Origin of the sequence: Bradyrhizobium sp. 1(2017) (assembly GCF_011602485.2) — a bacterium.
GTDB lineage: Bacteria > Pseudomonadota > Alphaproteobacteria > Rhizobiales > Xanthobacteraceae > Bradyrhizobium.
In genome coordinates this window covers 4,364,917-4,385,936 of record NZ_CP050022.2, presented here as the reverse complement: position 1 = coordinate 4,385,936, position 21,020 = coordinate 4,364,917, and the positions used below count along the sequence as shown (strand labels likewise).

19 protein-coding genes are annotated in these 21,020 nt (G+C 64.8%); 17 read left to right on the top strand and 2 right to left on the bottom strand.

Going from position 1 to position 21,020, the window contains the following annotated elements:
- The first annotated feature begins 36 nt into the window (after positions 1 to 36).
- Positions 37 to 2,367 (top strand): hybrid sensor histidine kinase/response regulator, encoded by a 2,331-nt coding sequence (locus HAP40_RS20785; RefSeq protein ID WP_166816071.1) that lies wholly within the window; start codon positions 37 to 39, stop codon positions 2,365 to 2,367.
- Here HAP40_RS20785 and erpA read toward each other — a convergent pair.
- Positions 2,364 to 2,693 (bottom strand): iron-sulfur cluster insertion protein ErpA, encoded by a 330-nt coding sequence (gene erpA, locus HAP40_RS20780; protein ID WP_061847977.1) that lies wholly within the window; start codon positions 2,691 to 2,693, stop codon positions 2,364 to 2,366. The genes HAP40_RS20785 and erpA overlap by 4 nt on opposite strands.
- Before the next feature lie 149 nt (positions 2,694 to 2,842).
- Between erpA and HAP40_RS20775 the strand changes: the two genes are divergently transcribed.
- The 12 genes from HAP40_RS20775 (at position 2,843) to surE (ending at position 15,068) form a co-directional block, all read left to right on the top strand.
- Positions 2,843 to 4,051: a deoxyguanosinetriphosphate triphosphohydrolase gene (locus HAP40_RS20775; RefSeq protein WP_208024753.1), complete on the top strand. Its 1,209-nt coding sequence runs from the start codon at positions 2,843 to 2,845 to the stop codon at positions 4,049 to 4,051.
- 9 nt (positions 4,052 to 4,060) lie between these two features.
- The gene (gene argS / locus HAP40_RS20770; protein ID WP_166816073.1) at positions 4,061 to 5,851 is read left to right on the top strand and encodes an arginine--tRNA ligase; all 1,791 of its coding nucleotides are present in this window, start codon (positions 4,061 to 4,063) and stop codon (positions 5,849 to 5,851) included.
- 140 nt (positions 5,852 to 5,991) lie between these two features.
- Positions 5,992 to 7,590: an SPOR domain-containing protein gene (locus HAP40_RS20765; RefSeq protein ID WP_166816074.1), complete on the top strand. Its 1,599-nt coding sequence runs from the start codon at positions 5,992 to 5,994 to the stop codon at positions 7,588 to 7,590.
- 46 nt (positions 7,591 to 7,636) lie between these two features.
- Positions 7,637 to 8,665, top strand: a complete 1,029-nt coding sequence (gene nagZ, locus HAP40_RS20760) for a beta-N-acetylhexosaminidase (protein ID WP_166816075.1) — start codon at positions 7,637 to 7,639, stop codon at positions 8,663 to 8,665.
- Positions 8,662 to 9,501: a segregation and condensation protein A gene (locus tag HAP40_RS20755; RefSeq protein WP_166816076.1), complete on the top strand. Its 840-nt coding sequence runs from the start codon at positions 8,662 to 8,664 to the stop codon at positions 9,499 to 9,501. Before nagZ ends, HAP40_RS20755 begins: the two co-directional genes overlap by 4 nt.
- A gap of 21 nt (positions 9,502 to 9,522) precedes the next feature.
- Positions 9,523 to 10,275: an SMC-Scp complex subunit ScpB gene (scpB, locus tag HAP40_RS20750; RefSeq protein ID WP_166816077.1), complete on the top strand. Its 753-nt coding sequence runs from the start codon at positions 9,523 to 9,525 to the stop codon at positions 10,273 to 10,275.
- Between the two features lie 164 nt (positions 10,276 to 10,439).
- Positions 10,440 to 10,676: a twin-arginine translocase TatA/TatE family subunit gene (locus tag HAP40_RS20745; RefSeq protein ID WP_008547211.1), complete on the top strand. Its 237-nt coding sequence runs from the start codon at positions 10,440 to 10,442 to the stop codon at positions 10,674 to 10,676.
- An 88-nt stretch (positions 10,677 to 10,764) separates the two neighbouring features.
- Positions 10,765 to 11,331, top strand: a complete 567-nt coding sequence (gene tatB / locus HAP40_RS20740) for a Sec-independent protein translocase protein TatB (RefSeq protein ID WP_166816078.1) — start codon at positions 10,765 to 10,767, stop codon at positions 11,329 to 11,331.
- Positions 11,328 to 12,140: a twin-arginine translocase subunit TatC gene (gene tatC, locus HAP40_RS20735; RefSeq protein WP_166816079.1), complete on the top strand. Its 813-nt coding sequence runs from the start codon at positions 11,328 to 11,330 to the stop codon at positions 12,138 to 12,140. Before tatB ends, tatC begins: the two co-directional genes overlap by 4 nt.
- A 213-nt stretch (positions 12,141 to 12,353) precedes the next feature.
- Positions 12,354 to 13,685 carry a serine--tRNA ligase gene (gene serS / locus HAP40_RS20730; RefSeq protein ID WP_166816080.1) on the top strand — a complete coding sequence of 444 codons (1,332 nt, stop codon included), beginning with the start codon at positions 12,354 to 12,356 and terminating at the stop codon, positions 13,683 to 13,685.
- Between the two features lie 150 nt (positions 13,686 to 13,835).
- On the top strand, positions 13,836 to 14,198 hold the full coding sequence (locus HAP40_RS20725; RefSeq protein ID WP_166816081.1) for a hypothetical protein: 363 nt from the start codon (positions 13,836 to 13,838) through the stop codon (positions 14,196 to 14,198).
- Positions 14,199 to 14,300: 102 nt separating this feature from the next.
- Complete coding sequence (gene surE / locus HAP40_RS20720; protein WP_166816082.1) at positions 14,301 to 15,068, top strand: 5'/3'-nucleotidase SurE; 768 nt, start codon at positions 14,301 to 14,303, stop codon at positions 15,066 to 15,068.
- A gap of 31 nt (positions 15,069 to 15,099) precedes the next feature.
- On the opposite strand, the gene HAP40_RS20715 is transcribed toward surE, so the two are convergent.
- On the bottom strand, positions 15,100 to 15,471 hold the full coding sequence (locus HAP40_RS20715) for a response regulator (protein ID WP_008547195.1): 372 nt from the start codon (positions 15,469 to 15,471) through the stop codon (positions 15,100 to 15,102).
- A gap of 227 nt (positions 15,472 to 15,698) precedes the next feature.
- Here HAP40_RS20715 and HAP40_RS20710 point away from each other — a divergent pair, with 227 nt between their 5' ends.
- The 4 genes from HAP40_RS20710 (at position 15,699) to HAP40_RS20695 (ending at position 20,869) form a co-directional block, all read left to right on the top strand.
- Complete coding sequence (locus HAP40_RS20710) at positions 15,699 to 16,349, top strand: protein-L-isoaspartate(D-aspartate) O-methyltransferase (protein ID WP_208024754.1); 651 nt, start codon at positions 15,699 to 15,701, stop codon at positions 16,347 to 16,349.
- Between the two features lie 109 nt (positions 16,350 to 16,458).
- Positions 16,459 to 17,838: a LysM peptidoglycan-binding domain-containing M23 family metallopeptidase gene (locus HAP40_RS20705; RefSeq protein WP_166816083.1), complete on the top strand. Its 1,380-nt coding sequence runs from the start codon at positions 16,459 to 16,461 to the stop codon at positions 17,836 to 17,838.
- 244 nt (positions 17,839 to 18,082) lie between these two features.
- On the top strand, positions 18,083 to 19,078 hold the full coding sequence (locus HAP40_RS20700; protein ID WP_166816084.1) for a formylglycine-generating enzyme family protein: 996 nt from the start codon (positions 18,083 to 18,085) through the stop codon (positions 19,076 to 19,078).
- Between the two features lie 120 nt (positions 19,079 to 19,198).
- Positions 19,199 to 20,869: an arylsulfatase gene (locus HAP40_RS20695; RefSeq protein WP_166819429.1), complete on the top strand. Its 1,671-nt coding sequence runs from the start codon at positions 19,199 to 19,201 to the stop codon at positions 20,867 to 20,869.
- Positions 20,870 to 21,020: the final 151 nt, after the last annotated feature.

Sequence of the window (21,020 nt, the reverse complement as noted above, 5' to 3'; positions counted from 1 at the left end):
CGCGCCGGGCCATGGATGGGCGAAAAGGTTCCACGGATGGGATGGCCGGACAAATCCATGACGCGAACTGAGCCGCGCGACGGTCTGGTCGGCGCGTTCCTGTACTGGCTCGGCGGCTTCGAGATCGAGGACGGGCTGACCGCCGATCTCAGCGAGCGCGAGTTGCGGCGCATCCGCGCCAAGCAGATCGACGCGGTGAGGCAGCTGATCCCGGTCACGATGGCCGTGACCATGCTCAACGTCGCCGTCGTGCTGATCCTGTTCTGGGGCAGGGGCTGGAACGACTTCCTCGCGATCTGGGGCATGACGCTCGCCGTCGCCGCCTCGCTCGCAGTGCGCTCGTGGCAGCGGTCGCATCGGAATCCGCCGCAGGAGGCTTCAGGCCGCGCCGCGCGGCAGATGCTGCGACAGGCGTTCTTCTTCGCCGCGATCTGGGGCACGCTGCCGCTGGCGCTGTTTAGCCGCATCGAACCGACCAGCCAGCTCATCCTGGCCTGCCTGATGGTCGGCATGATGTCCGGCGGCGCGTTCACGCTATCGGCCTTTCCCCGGGCCGGCCTCGTCTATCTCGCCACGATGACGATCGCCTGCGCCGGCGCGCTGCTCCTGTGCGGCGCCGGACCGTATCTCGTGACCTCCGTGTTCCTGCTGCTGTTCGCGTTCTTCATGGCGCGCAACATCGTCTCCCAGGGCAATCTCTTCCTGGGCAATCTCAAGGCCCAGCTCGAGCTAGAGCGGCAGACCGAGATCATCTCGCTGCTGCTGAAGGACTTTCAGGAGAACGCCAGCGACTGGCTGTGGCAGACCGATGCCGACGGGCATCTGGTCGACGTGCCCGAACGCTTCGCCGCTGTGGCGCAGCTGCCGCTCCCGCTCCTGAAGGGATCGCAATTCGCCGACGTGCTCGACATGCTCTGCCCCGAGGACAAGACGGCCGCTTACAATATCGTCGGCCTGATGGAGCAGGCCGAGCCGTTGCACGAGATGAACATCAAGGTCGTCGCCGGCGGCGAGGCGCGGTTGTGGTCGCTGACGGCGAAGCCGGCCTATGATCGCGACGGTCAATTCCTCGGCTATCGCGGCTTCGGCCGCGACGTGACCGAACGCTGGCGCGCGGAAAAGGCCGAGGCCGAGAGCCGCGCCAAGTCCGACTTCCTCGCAGTGATGAGCCATGAGATCCGCACGCCGATGAACGGCGTGCTCGGGCTCGCCAGCATACTGCTGGAGACCAAGCTCGATCCGGAGCAGCGCGAGGCGGTCACCACGATCCGCGAGTCCGGCGACAATCTCCAGCGCATCCTCAACGACATCCTCGATCTGTCCAAGCTCGAGGCGGGCCGCTTCCAATTCGAGGCGATCGACTTTGCGCCGCAGACGCTGGTCGAAGCCGTCGCGGCCGTGGGGCGGGCGAGCACCAAGAGCAAGGGACTGGCGGTCAGGGTCGAGCTCGACCCGAACCTGCCGCCGATGCTGCGCGGCGACGTCGTGCGCATCCGCCAGGTGCTGCTCAATCTCGTGTCCAATGCGGTGAAGTTCACCGACGAAGGCGAGGTGACGGTCTCGGTGACCTGCCAGGCGCGCCGCGATCTGCTGGCGACCGTCGAATGGACGGTGACCGACAGCGGTATCGGCATCGCCCCCGAAAAGCTCGGCCAGCTCTTCAGCGATTTCGCCCAGGCGGACGCCTCGATCAGCCGCCGCTTCGGCGGCACCGGCCTTGGCCTTGCGATCAGCAGGCGCATCATCGAGCAGATGGGCGGGACCATCGGCGTCACCTCGACGCCGGGCGAGGGGTCAACCTTCCGCTTCACGCTGGTGCTGCCCTGGAGCTCGTCCGCGGCGTCCGATCACGATGCTGGCCACGATGAAGCCGAGGAGCTGAAGACCCGTATCGCCGGCCTCGATCGGCCCTTGAGAGTGCTGGTCGCGGAGGACGACGCCGTCAACCGCATGGTCGTGAGCAAGATGCTGGGTGCCTTCGACATTGAGCTTCGCGTCGTCACCGACGGCCTGCAAGCGGTCGCTGCAGCCTCGGACGGCGATTACGATGTCGTGCTGATGGACGTGCGCATGCCCGACATGGACGGACTGGCCGCCACCCGCGCGATCCGCGCGCAGGGCGCGAGCTACGAAAGCTTGCCGATCGTCGCGCTCACCGCGAACGCCTTCCCCGAGGACATCAGGATCAGTCGCGAAGCCGGCATGTCGGACTTCCTCGCCAAGCCGCTGCGCAAGCCCGCGCTGATCGCGGCACTCCTGCGCGCGCTGGACGGCTACGTCATGTCGGACGACGCACCGCTTCAGCCGGTGCTGATGCCGCTCGAGGTGGAGTGGACGGACGAGGAAAAGCAGGCGACCGGCGCTTAGACCGAGAAACTGGTCCCGCAGCCGCACGAGGCGGTGGCGTTGGGGTTGTTGACGCGGAACGAAGCGCCGATCAGGTCGTCGACGAAATCGACCTGCGATCCCGCAAGGAACGGCTGCGAGGCGGAATCGACCAGCACGACCGCATTGTCCTGCTCGATCACGAGATCGTCGTCGGTCCGGGCGCGGTCGATGTCGAACTTGTACTGGAAGCCTGAGCAGCCGCCGCCTTCGACGGAGATGCGCAGCATCGCGCCTGTGCCTTCGCCCTTGAGGATCTCCCCAATCCGGCGTGCGGCGCGGTCGCTGATGGTCACGTCAGTCGTCATGGCTCGTCTCCGATCGTCCCGCGGTCATACCAAATTCACTTGGCAGGTTCACTTGGCAGGTTCACTTGGCCAATTCATTTGGTATCCCGTGCCCGACATAGTTAAGTGCCACCATACGCAGAATCAAATGGATAGGGACTAAATTCGCCGTGTCCGTCGGAATGGCTGCCCCCCGTGCGCCCTATGCCTGCGACCCCGATCGCAGCCGCGGCCGGCTGGTCGTCGAGCCCCCGAGCCGGACCCGCAGCCCGTTCCGGCGGGATTGCGACCGGGTGATCCATTCCACCGCGTTCCGCCGCCTGAAGTACAAGACTCAGGTGTTCGTGTTCCATGAGGGCGACCATTATCGGACGCGGCTGACCCATTCGCTGGAGGTGGCGCAGATCGCCCGCGCGCTGGCGCGGCAGCTCGGCCTGGACGAGGACCTTACCGAAACGCTGGCACTCGCCCATGATCTCGGCCATCCGCCGTTCGGCCATGCCGGCGAGCGGGCGCTTGACGCCTGCCTCAAGGAGTTTGGCGGCTTCGACCACAACGCCCAGACCCTTCGGGTCGTCGCCGCGCTGGAGCACCGCTATCCCGAGTTCGACGGTCTGAACCTGACCTGGGAATCGCTGGAGGGCATCGTCAAGCATAACGGCCCGCTGACCGATCGCAGTGGCGCGCCGACCGCGCGCTATCGTGAGCACGGCATTCCCGTCGGGATCTCCGACTACATCAAGACCTACGATCTCGAATTGTGGAGCTTCGCCTCGCTCGAGGCGCAGGTCGCCGCGATCGCCGACGACATCGCTTATGACGCCCACGACATCGACGACGGCCTGCGCGCCGGCCTGTTCCACCTCGACGATCTCAAGGTCATGCCGCTCACCGCGGAGATCATCGCCGAGACCTCAGCGCATTACCCCGATCTCGAAGACCTCAGGCGCGGGGCTGAGCTGGTGCGCGAGCTGATCTCGCACTTGATCGGCACCGTGTTCACCGAGGCGCAGAAGAACCTTGCGGCGCTCAAGCCGCAATCGGCCCAGGACGTCCGGCAGCAAAGCAAGGCGCTGATCGCGTTCCCCGCCGAGGTCGCCGAGGAGGAGGCCGCCATCAAGCGCTTCCTGTACCAGCACATGTACCGCCACAAGCGGGTGATGCGGGTGATGGGGGAGGCGGAGCAGATCCTGTTCGATCTGTTCGCGAAATATTTGAAAGTGCCGGCCGAACTGCCGCCGGAATGGCTGCTGGGTGCCGAGGCGGACAATGAGGGCGACCGGGCCCGCCGGATCGGCAATTTCATTGCCGGAATGACCGACCGTTTCGCCCTGACCGAGCACCAGCGGCTCTTTGACTCGACCCCGGATTTGCGTTAGGCGGCGGCCATGCCCGACACATCCTCATCCCTGCATTTGTTCGCCGACGTGCTCGCGCGTGTGCACGCCGCCTGCCGTACGCTGGCCGTGGAAGCCAACTGGCCTGAGGGCATCGATTTCTCGCGCGTGGTGGTCGAGCCGCCGCGTGACGCTTCCCATGGCGACATGGCGACCAACGCCGCGATGGTGCTTGCGAAAGAAGCCAAGGCAAAGCCCCGGGATCTTGCCGAGCAGATCGCCGAGCGGATGCGCGCCGATGCGCTGATCGCCAAGGTCGACGTCGCCGGCCCCGGCTTCATCAATTTGACGCTGAAGCCGGCCGCCTGGGCCGAGGCGCTGCGCACGGTGCTGCGCGAGGGGGCCGATTACGGCCGCGTCCGCGGCGGCTCCAAGGTCAATGTCGAATACGTCTCGGCCAATCCCACGGGGCCGATGCATGTCGGCCATTGCCGCGGCGCCGTGTTCGGCGACGCGCTGGCCAGCCTGCTTCAGTTCGGCGGCCACGACGTCACGCGCGAATATTACATCAATGACGCCGGCGCCCAGGTCGACGTGCTCGCCCGCTCCGCGTTCCTCAGATACCGCGAGGCGCTGGGACAGGACATCGGCGCGATCCCGGAAGGGCTCTATCCCGGCGACTACCTCAAGCCGGTCGGTGCTGCGCTGGCGAAAGAGCACGGCGACAAGCTCCTCGCGATGAGCGAGACTGAATGGCTGCCGACGGTGCGCGCCAAGGCGATCGCGATGATGATGGACGAGATCAAGGACGATCTCGCCGCGCTCAACATCCGCCACGACGTGTTCTTCTCCGAGCGCTCACTGATCGAGACCGGCAACAACAAAGTTGCCGAGACCATCGACTTCCTGCGCGCCAAGGGCGACATCTACGAAGGGCGTCTGCCACCGCCGAAGGGCGCGCCGGTCGAGGATTGGGAAGATCGCGAGCAGTTGCTGTTCAAGGCGACCGCCTATGGCGACGATGTCGATCGTCCGCTGATCAAGTCGGACAATTCCTACACCTACTTCGCCTCCGACATTGCCTACCACAAGAACAAGTTCGACCGTGGCTTTGCGGAGATGATCGACGTCTGGGGCGCCGATCATGGCGGCTACATCAAGCGCATGCAGGCGGCGGTGAAGGCGACGACGTCAGGCAAGGGCGCGCTCGACGTCAAGATCGTGCAACTCGTCAAGCTGCTGCGGAATGGCGAGCCGGTGAAAATGTCCAAGCGGAGCGGGGACTTCGTCACCTTGCGTGAGGTGGTGGATGAGGTCGGCCAGGACGCCGTTCGCTTCATGATGCTGTACCGCAAGAACGACGCGGTGCTCGATTTCGACCTCGCCAAGGTCATGGAGCAGTCGCGCGACAACCCGGTGTTCTACGTCCAGTACGGCCATGCCCGCGGTCACTCGATCTTCCGCAATGCACGGGCCGAGGTGTTCCCGGAACTGCCTGAGGATGCGGGCGAGCGGATCGCCTGGTTGCGCGAGTCGGCCGTGGAGCGGTTGTCGGATCCGGTCGAACTCGATCTTCTCAAGCGCCTCGCAATTTATCCGCGCATGCTGGAAGCCGCCGCCACGGCGCACGAGCCGCACCGAATTGCCTTTTATCTCTATGATTTAGCCAGCGAATTTCATGCACTTTGGACGAAGGGGCGCGATTTGCCCTATTTACGCTTCATTATCAATAATGATGCAGATCTTACAAAGGCGCGGCTGGCGATGGTCCAGGGCGTCGTCTCGGTCCTGGCATCGGGCCTCGCCATCCTCGGCGTCCATGCCCCGGACGAGATGCGGTAGTTTGGGGCGAACTACTTAAGAGGAATTCGGGGGTAACCGGCAGAAGCCGGATCGCTTAGACTTGGTTGAAAGCCTTGTGGGTCGAAGGCCGTGCCTTGGTCGAGGGGCGCGCGGCTTTCCCGAAGGGACGCATCATCACGATGGCCGAACGATATCACGACAGACCGTTTTCCTCCGATGACCACGGTCGCGGCAGCGATCAGCATGGAAGAGCGGACAACGATCCCTTGGCCGAGCTCGCCCGCCTGATCGGACAGACTGATCCGTTTTTTGCAGCGCAGGGGCGGCCAGCCGCAGCGCCCAGCCAGGGCTATCAGGAACACGATTATCGCCAGGACGACGATCGGCAGGATTATGTCGAGCAGGCTCCGCCGCAGCCCGGACCGCCCTCATGGATGCGGCGCGCCAATGTGCAGCCGCAACCGGCACCCGCGCCGGAGCCTGACTATCCCGTCTCCGTGAACCCGGTTCATCCATTGCATCGCTATTCGGCCCAGCCGCCGGCGCCCGCGCCGGAGCCGGATTTTCGTCAGTCCCGGATCCAGCAAGATCAGGCCTATCAGGATCACGCTTATCAGGATCGGGCTTATCAGGCCCAGGCCTACCAGCCGCACGGTCAGGCGCATCAGGAGCAGGCCTATCAAGAGTCGTATCCGCAGCCCGATCCGTCGCGCTACGACGATGCGCTCTATGGTCGGCTCGAGGCGGGCGAGCAGGACTACCAGCGGGATCCGGCCTACCCGGACGATCCCTACGCCTACCAGAACGACTATCCCGATGCCGAACACGAAGAGCCGACGAAGCAGCGCGGCGGCATGATGACGGTTGCGGCCATCCTGGCCCTTGCGGTGGTCGGGACCGGCGCGGCCTTTGCCTACAAGTCCTATGTGGGTTCGCCCCGCAGCGGCGAGCCGCCGATCATCAAGGCTGACAATACGCCGACCAAGATCGTGCCGGCGCCGACGGACTCCTCGGCCAAGGTGCCGGATCGCATGGTGACCGGCGACGGCACCGAGAAGATCGTGCCGCGCGAGGAGGCGCCTGTCGACGTCAACGCCAGGGCGGGCGGTCCTCGCGTGGTCTTCCCGCCGCTGAATCAGAATGCGAATCCGCCGTCGGTGGCGAGCGTCTCGCCGTCGGCGGTCCCGCCGCCGGGCGCGGGAGCGGCCGCCGCGACCAACGGCACCCTGCCGAACAATTCGCCGCGCCCGATCAGGACGGTCGCCGTGAAGGGTGATCAGACCGATGGCACGACGCCGCAATCGGCTGCCGCCAAGCCGGCAACGGCAACGGCAACGGCAACGGCGCCCAAGCCGGTGGTGACGCCGCCCGCACCGATCGCGCCACGCAACCCGCCGATCTCGGCCAATGCCAGCGCCCAGCCGATGTCGCTGGCGCCGCACTCGATGCCGGCGGCCGAGCCGCCGCAGCGGATGGCTGCGACCACTCCCACTCAGATCGCGCCCGCCAGCAGCGGCGGTGGCGGCTACATCGTGCAGATCTCCTCGCAGCAGAGCGAGGACAGTGCCGCCGCATCCTACCGGGTGCTCCAGAGCAAGTATGGCAGCGTGCTCGGCTCGCGCTCGCCGGTGATCAAGCGCGTCGATCTCACCGACAAAGGCAAGGGCGTCGTCTACCGCGCCTTCGCCGGACCCTATGGCTCGGCCGAAGAGGCGACGCAGGCCTGCAACAGCCTGAAGTCTGCAGGCCTGTCTGCCTGCTTCGTCCAGAGGAATTAATGGCCGTTTCCTTGACCCCCTCGCGGGTCAGGGTTAATCGGCCGTTATGAGCACGCGGGCCTTCATTACCGGCGTATCCGGAACGGAACTGACCGCCGCCGAGCGGGAGTTTATCCGCGCCGAACGCCCATGGGGCTTCATCCTGTTCAAGCGCAACGTCGCGACACCGGCTCAAGTTGCTGCATTGGTTGCGGAATTGCGGTCGGTTGCGGGTGCCGCCGACGCCCCTGTCCTGATCGATCAGGAGGGCGGACGGGTGCAACGGCTCGGGCCGCCGCACTGGCCGGTCTATCCGCCGGGGGCCGTATTCGCGAATTTGTACGACACTGATTCGGCGCTCGGGCTCACCGCGGCACGCTTGAGCGCCCGCCTGATCGCGGCCGATCTTGCCGATCTCGGCATCACCGTGGATTGCCTGCCGCTGGCTGACGTGCCGGTGCCGGGCGCCGATGCGGTTATCGGGAACCGGGCCTATGGCACCGAGCCAGGCAAGGTCGCGGCGATCGCACGCGCGGTCACCGACGGGCTGGAGCAGGGCGGCGTGCTGCCGGTTCTCAAGCATATCCCAGGTCATGGCCGGGCAACTGCCGACACCCATTTCAAGCTGCCGACGGTCGATACACCCAAGGACGAACTCGAACGCACCGATTTTGCGGCGTTCAAGCCGCTGTCGGACCTGCCGATGGCCATGACTGCACATGTTGTGTTTAGCGCGGTCGACCCCGCCCATCCGGCGACGACATCTGCGACAATGATTGCTGACGTGATTCGCGGCGCAATCGGGTTCCAGGGTTTGTTGATGAGTGATGACGTGTCGATGAACGCGCTGTCGGGGAATATCGCCGAGCGGACCCGCGCCATCTTCGCGGCTGGCTGCGACATAGCCCTGCATTGCAACGGCAACATCGAGGAGATGCGCGACGTCGCCGGCCAGACACCTGAACTGTCCGGCAAGGCACTGGAGCGGGCGGAAGCCGCGCTCGCCGTACGCAAGCCGCCGCAGCCGTTCGACCGGGCGGCCGCGCGCACTGAGCTGGACGCATTGATCGCACGGGCAAACACGGCATCGGCATGACCGCAGAAATCCTATCGTTTGAAACCGGGCGGCCCGCAGAGCTTGCCGAGGGTGAGCCGGCGTTGGTCGTGGACGTCGAGGGCTATGAGGGCCCGCTCGACCTCTTGCTCGCGCTGGCGCGGCAGCAGAAGGTCGACCTCGCCAAGATTTCGATCCTGGCGTTGGCCGACCAGTACCTCCATTTCATCGAAGCGGCGCGGAAAATCCGGCTGGAGCTTGCCGCCGATTACCTCGTCATGGCGGCCTGGCTCGCCTTCCTGAAGTCGCGCCTGCTGCTGCCGGAGCCGCCGAGTGCGGAAGGTCCGAGCGCGGAACAGATGGCGACGGCGCTCGCCAACCGCCTGCGCCGGCTGGAGGCCATTCGCGAAGCCGCCAACCGTCTGATGAACAGGCAGCAATTGCTGCGCGACATTTTTCCGCGCGGCGAGCCGGAGCAGATCGCCGAGATCAAGCATCCGAAATACACCGCGACGCTGTACGACCTGCTCACCGCCTATGCGGCGCAGCGCCAGTCGCGCGTGCTGGCGAGCGTGCATCTGGCCAAGCGCACGGTGTGGTCGCTTGCCGAGGCGCGCGCCACGCTGGAGCGGCTGGTCGGCAGCATCAGCGAACAGGACGATTGGGGTGTTCTCGACGACTTCCTGATCCGCCACGTCGCCGATCCGACGCAGCGCGCGACGGTGTTCGCCTCGAGCTTCGCGGCCGCACTCGAATTGGTGCGCGAGGGTCAGCTCGAGCTGAACCAGAAAGAGGCGTTTGCGCCCATCTATTTCCGGAAGGGGCGTCCCAAACCGGTTCCGGACGCAGCTCCTGCGCCCGATGCGCCGGTCGGTTAAGTGCAAGAAGGAGAATCTGCCATGGCAAGCCTGGCTGAAGTGCGGGTAGAAGAGGCCGAGCCGATGGAGAACGAATCCCAGGCACGTCCCGAGGAATTGCGGCTGCTGGAAGCGCTGCTGTTCGCTTCGAGTGAACCGCTGGATACCGCGACGCTGGCCAAGCGGATGCCTGATGGTGTCGACGTCAAGGCGGCGCTCGAGCAGCTCCAGGCCGACTATGCCTCGCGCGGCGTGAACCTCGTGCGCGTTGCCAACAAATGGACCTTCCGCACCGCCGGCGACCTCGCCTGGCTCATGACCCGGGAGAGCACCGAGACCCGCCGCCTGTCGCGCGCCGCGATCGAGGTGCTGGCGATCATCGCCTATCACCAGCCGGTGACGCGCGCCGAGATCGAAGAGATCCGCGGCGTCGTCACCTCGAAGGGCACGCTGGACGTGCTGCTGGAGACCGGCTGGATCAAGCCGCGCGGACGTCGCAAGACGCCCGGCCGACCCTTGACCTTCGGAACCACCGAGGACTTCCTGTCGCAGTTCACCTTGGAACAGCTCGGGGATCTGCCCGGTCTCGAAGAGTTGAAGGGCACAGGGCTGCTGGATTCGCGCCTGCCGACCGGTTTCAGCGTGCCGACGCCGTCCGATGACCCGGCGCTGCGTGAAGACGAGGATCCGCTGGAACCGGGCGACGAGCTCGATCTCGCGCTCGCGCCTGCAGTCGAGCCCGAGACCCCGGACGGCGGCAATGAAGGGGGCGGCGAGGGCGGCACCGAGGCGTGACGCCCGTCCGTTCATCAGCCCTGCGACCGGTTAACACTAGCAAGATTACGTAGTGCCAACAGCGAATTGGCGCTGCCTTGGTCCTTGTTTTTGAGGCCTGCCGAGCCTAGGTTTCGGGGAAGATCGGTCGGGTCCCCGGCCATGCGCGTTTGGAGGGTTGCAGGATGGGTTCACTCAGCATTTGGCACTGGATCTTGGTGATCGCAGTGGTCCTGCTGCTGTTCGGCCGCGGCAAGATTTCGGATCTGATGGGCGACGTGGCGCAGGGCATCAAGGCGTTCAAGAAGGGCATGCAGGACGACGACAAGCCCGCTGAGAAGCAGGAGCCTGCCAAGTCCATCGAGCACAACAATGCCGCGCCGACCGCGGCACGGTCCGACGTCGGCAGCAAGGCCGTCTGAGCCAGAGAGCACGCGAGACGCGGGTAGCGGCCCGATCCTGCGCGCAAGGGATTGGGCCGGCTGCGGCTTCGCGTGAACGGAAGACCTCATGTTCGACATCGGGTGGAGTGAACTGGTCCTGATCGGGGTCGTGGCCCTGATCGCCATCGGCCCGAAAGAGCTGCCGGGTGTGCTGCGCATGGTCGGGCAGTGGATGGGCAAGGCCCGCAAGATGGCCGCCGAATTCCAGGGCCAGTTCCAGGAAGCCATGCGCGAGGCCGAGATGGCCGACCTCAAGAAGAGCTTCGACGAGGTCAAGGAAGCCGCGACCGGCTTCGCCAGCAACAATCCGCTGACTTCGCTCCAGAAGGACGTCAGTGACGCGTTGCGCGTCGATGCGCTCGACAAGCCCGCCGAGACTTCCGCCAGCAGCGCTGTCGAACCGTTGGCGACTTCAAGCGAAGCGCCGACGACTTCAAGTGAAGCGCCGACGACTTCGAGTGAAGCGCCGACGACGCCGACCACTCCGGAAGCTCCAACGCCCGCGACGTTCATGGAAGCCGAGGCCCATGCGGCCGCGAACGAGCCACTCGCGATCACCCGCGAGGTCGAGCAGGCGCAGGTTGCGCAGGACACCGCGCCATCCGAGGCGATCAAGGACGCCAAAGCGTCATGACCGACGCCGATATCGAGGCCAGCAAAGCCCCCTTGATGGACCATTTGATCGAGCTGCGGTCGCGGCTGATCAAGGCGTTGCTCGGCTTCGGCATTGCCTTCATCTTCTGCTTCTTCTTCGCCAAGCAGATCTACAACGTGCTGGTCTGGCCGTTCGTGTGGATCGCGGGCCCCGAGAACTCCAAGTTCATCTACACGGCGCTGCTGGAGTATTTCATCACCCAGCTCAAGCTCGCGCTGTTCGGCGCCGGCTTCATCTCGTTCCCGATCATTGCGACGCAGATCTACAAGTTCGTCGCGCCCGGGCTCTACAAGCACGAGAAGCAGGCGTTCCTGCCGTATCTGGTCGCGACCCCGGTCTTCTTCGTGCTGGGCGCAGCGCTGGTCTATTTCGTTGTGCTGCCGATGCTGGTTCGTTTCTCGCTCGGCATGCAGCAGGCCGGCAGCGACGAGACCGCGCAGATCCAGCTCCTGCCCAAGGTCGGCGAATATCTCTCGCTGATGATGTCGCTGATCTTCGCCTTCGGCATCGCCTTCCAGCTTCCGGTGATCCTGACGTTACTCGGACGCATCGGCATCGTCACCTCGAAGATGCTGCGCGAGAAGCGCCGCTATTTCATCGTCATCGCCTTCGTCATCGCAGCCGTGCTGACGCCGCCCGACGTGCTCAGCCAGTGCTCCCTCGCGTTTCCCCTGATGGCGCTCTACGAGGGCTCGATCATCGCGGTGGGCATGGTGGAGAAGAGGGTCGCGGCCTCGCGGGCGGCCACCGGCACCGACGTGTCAACGCCGGCCAAACCGGCGGAATAGGGCGGCTCATCTTCGGTGTCATTCCCGCCTTGTGCGCGATTGCGCACTGGAGCGGGGAATCCAGTACGCCGGGGCCCATCGTGGAATCACTGCCGTTTCCGGAATACTGGATCATCCGCCTTCGCGGATGATGACAGCTGTGCTAGGGGAGGCGCCAATGTGAATTGTCGGCATAAACGTCGACTATTTGCGCGCCGATCCAGGACCATTGCCATGCACGACATCAAATCGATCCGCGACAATCCGCAAGCCTTCGACGCCGGCCTCGCACGGCGCGGCCTGAAGCCGATGTCGGCGTCGCTGCTCGCGATCGACGAGAAGCGGCGTGCGGCGATCCTCGCCTCGGAGCAGGCGCAGGCACGGCGCAACGCAGCCTCGAAGGAAATTGGCGATGCCAAGAAGGCCAAGGACGAGGCCCGCGCGGCCAAGCTGATGGCCGAGGTCGCCGAGCTCAAGACCACGATGCCGGAGCTCGAAGCGTCCGCGAAAACTGCCGACGAGGAGCTGACGAAGGAGCTATCGGCAATTCCGAACATCCCGTTCGACGAGGTGCCTGACGGCGTCGACGAGCACGGCAACGTGCAGCGCCACGTGTTCGGTAGCAGGCGCAACTACAGCTTCGCGCCGAAGCTGCACGACGATCTCGGCACCGCGCTCGGCTATATGGATTTCGAGGCGGCGGCAAAGCTCTCCGGCGCGCGCTTCGTCGTGCTGAGGAAGGGACTGGCGCGGCTCGAACGCGCGATCGGCCAGTTCATGCTCGACCTGCACACGACCGAGCACGGCTACACCGAGATCAATCCGCCGCTTCTGGTGCGCAACGAGGTGATGTTCGGCACCGGGCAGTTGCCGAAATTTGAGGATGATCAGTTCTGGGCCATCAAGGGCGAGCTGCTCGCTGCGCCCGACCATGAGCGGCTGAAGACCGAGCGTCTCGGTCTGATCCCGACCGCCGAAGTGTCGCTTACCAACCTCGCCCGGGAATCCATCCTCGACGAGAAGCAATTGCCGATGCGCCTCACCGCGCTGACGCCGTGCTTTCGCGCAGAAGCGGGCGCCGCCGGGCGCGACACCCGCGGCATGATCCGCCAGCACCAGTTCACCAAGGTCGAGCTGGTCTCGATCACGACGCCCGAGGCGAGCAAGGACGAGCTGGAGCGGATGCTGTCCTGTGCCGAGCAGGTGTTGCAGAAGCTCGACCTGCATTATCGCGTGATGACGCTCTGCGCAGGGGATATGGGTTTCTCGTCGCAAAAAACCTATGACATCGAGGTCTGGATGCCCGGGCAGGGCGACGGCGGCATGTTCCGAGAGATCTCGAGCTGCTCGGTCTGCGGCGACTTCCAGGCACGGCGCATGGATGCGCGCTCGCGCGGCCCGGACGGCAAGCCGCGCTTCGTGCACACGCTGAACGGCTCCGGCACCGCAGTCGGCCGCGCGCTGATCGCGGTGATGGAGACCTATCAGCAGGAGGACGGCTCGATTGCGGTCCCCAGCGTGCTCCAGCCCTATATGGGCGGGCTGAAGGTGATCGCGCGCGACTGAAGCGTTTTCGAGCGAAGTGGATACCGGTTCGCATCAAGAAAACGCATCAAGACAGGAATCGCGTTGCCGGTCTGAAACGCTGGAAACGTGTGGTTGCGAACACCGGCCGGCCGGCTATCCTGCCGGCCCGTCCACGCGAACCCCCCGTTCATGGCCTTGCACCGCGACATCTTCTGGGTCGGCCGACAGTGGGCGGTGACGGGGGCCGGCATCCAGGCCGTCGATCAGCGCCTGCGCGGCGTGCTCGACATCGAGATCGCGCGACTCTGGGACGATGATCTCGTGCAGAGCCGGCGGGCCAAGCCCGGCGTCAATGCTGCGGATTTCGACAAGGCCTTGGCGGTGGCGCGCGAACGCTTTCCGCAGGCATCCGGGCCAGACCCGATCATCGCGCAATTCGAGGCCCTCGGCGTGATCGAAACGCCCGTCGTGAGCCCGGCCATGCCGGCGATGCAGCTGCGTGCGGAGGGCCGGCTCGCGCGCTTCCTGCCGCAATGGCGCATCCGCCGGTAGCAAAGCCGGGAACCTGGCCGCCGGCAGGATCGGCCGGTTTGCCTGATCGGGCAGAGCCGGATAAGACGGCTCAGACCCGCTTTTCTGGAAACGACCTTTCGCATGCGCATCCTCTGCACCAATGACGACGGTATCCACGCTCCCGGCCTCAAGGTCGTGGAGGAGATTGCGCGCGCCCTGTCCGACGACGTCTGGGTGGTGGCGCCGGAGCTCGACCAGTCCGGCGTGTCGCATTCGCTGTCGCTGAACGACCCCTTGCGCCTACGCGAGGTGGGCCCGCGGCACTTCGCCGTGCGCGGCACGCCGACCGATTGCGTCATCATGGGCGCGCGCCACATCCTGGGTGCCAAGCCGCCGGATGCCGTGCTGTCCGGCGTCAACAAGGGCCGCAACGTCGCCGAGGACGTGGTCTATTCCGGCACCATTGCCGGCGCGCTGGAAGGCACCATCCTGGGGCTGCCGTCGTTCGCGCTGTCGCAGGAATTCAGTGTCGAGACCCGCGATCGGCTGCCGTGGGACACTGCGCGCAAATTCGGGCCCGACATCGTGCGGAAGGTGATTGCCGCCGGCGTCCCGAAGGACACGGTGATTAACGTCAACTTCCCGTCCTGCGCGCCGGACGAGGTGCTGGGCATCCGCGTCACGCGCCAGGGCAAGCGCAATCTCGGTTTCCTCAGGGTCGACGAGCGCAAGGACGGCCGCGGCAATCCCTATTTCTGGATCGGTTTCGAGCGCGCGGCGATGATGGACACACCCGCCGACGGAACGGATCTCGCGGCGCTGCGCGAGCGCTACGTCTCGGTCACGCCGCTCAGGCTCGATCGCACCAATGAGGCGTTTTCGGAAGAATTGAGCGCGACGCTGAAGTAGTGCTTCGCTCCATCCGGGCTACGGAAATTTCCTAACCCCCGCGCAGCGCGGCTTCGATGGTCTTGCCGAGGGCGTCGAGCTGGAACGGCTTCTGGAGCGCCGGCCGATCGCGGTACTGTTCGGGCAGGCCAGAGGAGCCATAGCCGGTGGCGAAGATGAAGGGGCAGCCCTTCGCCTTGATGACATCGGCCACCGGCGAGATGACCTTGCCGTTGACGTTGACGTCGAGAATGGCGATGTCGAACTCGGTCGCCTGGGCGAGCCGCATGGCCTCGGTAATGTCGCCTGCCTCGGCTGCGACCTTGTAACCCAGCTCTTCGAGCATGTCCGCAACCATCATCCGGATCATGACCTCGTCTTCGACGAGGAATACAGAGCGGCCGGAAAGCCCTGTCGCAGTCATCGTTGAGTCCTTGCCCATTCCCAAAAACGTTCGCAGATAACATGAATCGACGCAATGCGCGTTTCGACGAACGGATGCCCGAAAATGGCCATCACGGCCCGCCCGTTGCAAGCCAATTTGTGGTCAAATGCGTTGCGTGAAGGGTATCATGGGTTCCTGAGCAGGAACAAGATTCTCGCGGCCGGACCGGGCGACCTCCCAGACCCGACAAGACAGCATTGGCGGCAATGACCTCCCATCAGCACCCACCCGAAAAGATGATGTTTCAGCTCACGTTGAGACGTCGCGGCATCAGCGATCAAGCGGTGCTGCGGACCATGGAGGAAGTGCCGCGCGAGCAGTTCGTCGATGAGGCCGACCGCGAGGGCGCCTATCGCGACAGCGCGCTGCCGATCGACTGCGGGCAGACCATCAGCCAGCCCTTCGTCGTCGCCTACATGACCGAGCAGCTCCAGCTCCAGAAGCATCACCGCGTGCTCGAGATCGGTGCCGGCTCCGGCTATCAGGCCGCCGTGCTGTCGCGCCTCGCCGGACAGGTGCTCACGGTCGAGCGCTACCGCAAGCTGGCGGACACCGCACGCGCCAGGCTTGAAAAGATAGCCTGTCACAATGTCGAGGTGATGCTGGGCGATGGCCTCAACCTGCCTCCCAATATTGGCCCGTTCGACCGCATCATCGTCACCGCCGCGTTGGAGCAGCTTCCCGAAAACCTGGTCGAGCGGCTCGAGATCGGGGGCATCCTGATCGCACCGGTCGGCCCGCATCAGGGCGTGCAGACGCTGACCCGCCTCAGCCGCTCCGAAAGGGGGATCGAGCGCAAGGAACTCGTCGAGGTCCGCTTCGTGCCGGCACTGCCCGGCGTGGCGCGGGAGCTGTAGATTTCCGGATCGGCTGTGCTGCCAACATCTTATTGGGAGGGTTAAGCCGTTATTTACTCGGCGGGTGTTTACTTAAAACACCAGTTCTGTTGCGTACGAGTGAGTAACCATGTCTATCGTCGCCGAGTTGCTTTACTCGCGCCGTGTGCCGCAGGTCGCGGTGCTGGCGCTGATCTCCTTCAGCTTTGCGGGGTGCAGCGCCGACATGTCGTCGCGGCTGTCCCAGTCAAACTTCTCCAACCCCTTTGCATCTGACCAGACCGGATCGGTGCAACAGGCCCCGCCGCCGCAGCGCGAGCTGCCGCAATATTCGCGGCTGCAGACACAGCCCGGCTATTATCAGTCCCAGCCCCTGCCTGCGCCGGCGGTGTCCGCGCCGCAATCCTACCCCGTCTCGGGTGGTGGCGGTGTATCCGGAGGCGGGCGCGGTGTCAGCTCCTACGCGCCGCCCGCGCAGCCGCATCTGGAGACCACGGCCACCGTGCCGCCGCGCTCGGTTGCTGCCGCCCAGCCGGCCGGTGGAACCAAGATCATCGTCGGCACCAGCGACACGCTCGACGTGCTCGCCAAGCGCTATCACGTCACGCCGCAGGCGATCCTAGCGGCCAACGGCTACAAGGGCCCGCGGGCGCTCTCGCCCGGCCAGCAGCTGATCATCCCGCATCCGGCCACTGCCGCAGCGCCCGCACCGGCCATGGCGCCCGTTGCGGCCGTGCCCGCTGCGAAGCCGGTTGCGGCCGTGGCTGCGCCGCCGAGCACGCACTTCGTCAACCGCGGCGACACGCTCGCCAGCATCGCGCGCAAGAACCGTATCTCGGCGGCCGAGCTCGCCCGTGCCAACGGCCTCGACCCGTCGGCCAAGCTCAAGCTCGGCACCAAGCTGACCGTGCCCGGTGCCAAGACCGCCGCCGTCGCGGCGCCCGCTGCGGCTCCGGTCGCAGCCGCTCCGGTTGCAGGTACGCTCCAGCCCGTCGCGGCCGCTCCGGCGCCCGCCACCAAGATGGCCGCTGCCGCCCCCGTGCAGAGCGCACGCCTGGCCCAGGCCACGGCCAATGTCGAAGAGAAGCCCGCGGACACGCCGGCGAAGGCTGCGGAAGCCACCGGCGCGCTGCCGACCTTCCGCTGGCCGGTGCGCGGCAAGGTGGTCACGACCTACGGCGCCAAGACCAACGGCAAGTCCAATGACGGCATCAACCTCGCGGTGCCCGAGGGGACGCCGGTCAAGGCCGCCGAAGACGGCGTCGTCGCTTATTCCGGCAACGAGCTGAAAGGTTACGGCAATCTGGTCCTGGTCCGGCACTCCAACGGCTATGTTACCGCATATGCCCATGCGAGTGAGCTGTTGGTGAAGCGCGGCGATACCATCAAGCGCGGTCAGGTCATTGCCAAGTCGGGTCAATCCGGCGAAGTGGCATCGCCACAGCTCCACTTCGAAATCCGCAAGGGATCGAGCCCGGTTGACCCGCTTCAATTCCTGAACGGAGCGTGAGACGCGGGCCCACAGAGTCGGGTGCGCAATTACCACCAATATGTTGTCATCGCCCGCCTAGTGCGGGCGATCTAGTATTCCAGAGGCGGCGGTCGCCAGGCCGAGGACATGGCTAGGCTTGCCAGCGACCCAGAGCCGGCGTGAAACAGCCAATCCGGAACTCTTGATCTAGATCAACCTGGAAGAGTGGCGTTCCGTTTCCGTAGCGCCGCAGGCTAATGATGCACGGGTCCGGGAGATCGGCGTGAAGCTGGCTGATACGACATCGTCGCCTGATCCCGGACAGTCGTACCAGCATCCAGCAGGTGAGGGGATGCTGTACGTGCCGGGCGGCACGTTTCGCATGGGTTCGGATCGGCACTATCCGGAGGAAGCGCCGGTTCACCGCGTCACCGTGGATGCGTTCTGGATGGATCGCCATCCAGTGACGAACCGCCAATTCAAGGCATTCGCCAGAGCTACCGGCCACGTCACCGTTGCCGAACTCACGCCCGATCCAAAGGATTATCCCGGAATTCTCCCGCATATGATCTACGCGGGTTCGCTGATGTTCTCTCCGCCGGCGCATCCGGTCAATCTCCGGGACTTCAGCCAGTGGTGGACCTTCGCCAAAGGCGCGGACTGGCGGCATCCCTACGGGCCGGGCAGCGACATCCGTGGGCTGGACGATCATCCCGTCGTGCACGTGGCGTTCAGCGATGTGATCGCCTACGCAAAATGGGCCGGCAAGGATTTGCCGACCGAAGCGGAATGGGAATTCGCGGCGCGCGGCGGGCTGGACGGCGCCGAGTTCGCATGGGGAGATGAATTTACGCCCGAGGGCCGTCACATGGCCAACACCTGGCAGGGCGAATTTCCACGCCAGAACACCAGGGATGACGGGTACGAAAGGACATCGCCGGTCACCTCGTTTCCGCCGAACGGATATGGGCTGCACGATATGATCGGCAACGTCTGGGAATGGACGTCAGACTGGTATTCGCCTCGGCATGAAGCCGACGCTGCGAAAGCCTGCTGCATTCCAGAGAACCCGCGCGGCGGCCGCGAGGCCGATAGCTACGACCCCAGAACGACCAACGTCAAGATTCCACGCAAGGTCATCAAAGGCGGCTCGCATTTGTGCGCGCCGAATTACTGCCGGCGCTACCGGCCGGCTGCGCGGCATGCGGAGCCGGTCGACACATCCACAAGTCATCTTGGATTTCGGTGCATCAGGAGAGGTGTCTCAAACACGTCATAACGGGAGAGCGATGCCATGTTGAATTGCGTATTCGACGACAAGCTTTCGATTGCGAGGCAGCGCACGACATTCAATTGGTACAAGAGATCCTGCACCTCGCTGCTCGGCGCGACCATGTTGATGTCGCTGCCCGGGTTAGCGAGCACGCCGGCAACCGCGCAACCGGCACAGAAACCCAATATACTTTTCATTATGGGCGACGACATCGGCCTCTACCAGCCGAGCATTTACCATCGCGGCCTCATGGTCGGCGAGACGCCCAACATCGATCGCATCGGCAACGAAGGCGCGATCTTCACGCATTACTATGCCGAGCAGAGCTGCACCGCCGGTCGCAATGCCTTCTTCACCGGCATGCATCCGCTGCGAACCGGAATGATTCCTCCGCAGCTGCCCGGGAGCCCGTCCTATCTGCGGCCCGGCACCCCCGCGATCGCCAAGTTCCTGCTCGATCTCGGCTACAACACCGGCGAGTTCGGCAAGAACCATCTCGGCGATCACACCGACGCACTGCCGACCGCGCATGGCTTCCAGGAATACTGGGGCTACCTGTATCACCTTGACGCCATGCAGGGCGTGAGCTTCCCGGACATCAATAAATCCCCCACGCAGCAGACGGTGGCACCACCGTGCAAGAACACGCCGATCCCCGGCATCCCGGAGGTGCCGGGCGCAGTCGATCCGAAAACGACGGTCTGCCTGACGCCTCCGCGCAACATCCTGTCGTGCAAGTCGGATGGTTCATCAAGAACCCAGCAGTGTATCGATCAGGGTCCACTGACCCTTGAGCGGTCGAAGGGGGTCGACGAGGAAATCTCGGCCAAGGTCATCGACTTCATGGATCGCAACGATCCGAAGACGACGGGCAAACCCTTCTTCGTCTGGTACAATCCTGCGCGCATGCACATCACGACCGTGCTGAATGACAAATACGCGGCCATGATCGGCGAGCAGGGCGGCAAGGACTGGGGCCTCAACGAGGCCGGCATGAAGCAGATGGATGACAACATCGGCTATGTGCTGCAGAAGTTGCAGGACATGGGACAGCTCGATAACACGATCGTCGTGTTCACGACTGATAACGGTGCCGAGACCATCACCTTTCCGGATGGCGGCACCACGCCGTTCAAGGGCGGCAAGCTGAGCACCTGGGAAGGCGGCATGCGTGCTCCGGCTCTCATCCGCTGGCCGGGGGTCATCAAGCCCGGTACCATCAAGAACGAAATGTTCGCGGCCCTCGACTGGCTGCCGACGCTTGTCAACATCGCCGGCGGCGCAAAGGGCGACCAACTGAAGAGGCGTATTGAGGCCGGCCAATATCCCGGCATCGTGAAAACCACGCTCGATGGCGTCGATCAGACCGAGTACCTCTCCGGGCGTTCGGAAAAGTCGGCGCGCGATACCTTCTTCTACTATTCGGGCAAGGACCCGTCAGCAGTCCGCTACAAGAACTGGAAGATCTATTTCACGATGGTATCCGACAACCCGGCCGGCTTTATCGCCGGAGCGCTGCCTTATCACTGGGCCCAGGTCGTCAACATCAAGCGAGACCCGTTCGAGACCTCGATCGGTTCACAATACAAGACCCTCATGGGCCAGGGCGGCTCAATCGGCTCCCCGTCTACCGCCTACGTCTATGACTGGAACATGCTGCCGATCGGCCAGGCGCTCTGGCTGAAGGAACTGGAGAGCTACATTCCATTCCCGCCGCTGCAGGACCCGGCGAGCTACAACCTCGAACAGGTGATACAGCAGATCAAGCAGGCCAGGACGGCCGGCCGCAGCGATTAGCCGCATGCGGCGAGCGTGATCCGACGAGGCGGGCGCCCCCGCGACGGGGTGCCCGCAACGGAATGGCGAGCAATGTCGTCGAGTGGATCGCGCCGGTCCGGTCGGCACAACCACAAGTGACGTCAGCTTCCGATGCATCAAGCAAACAGCG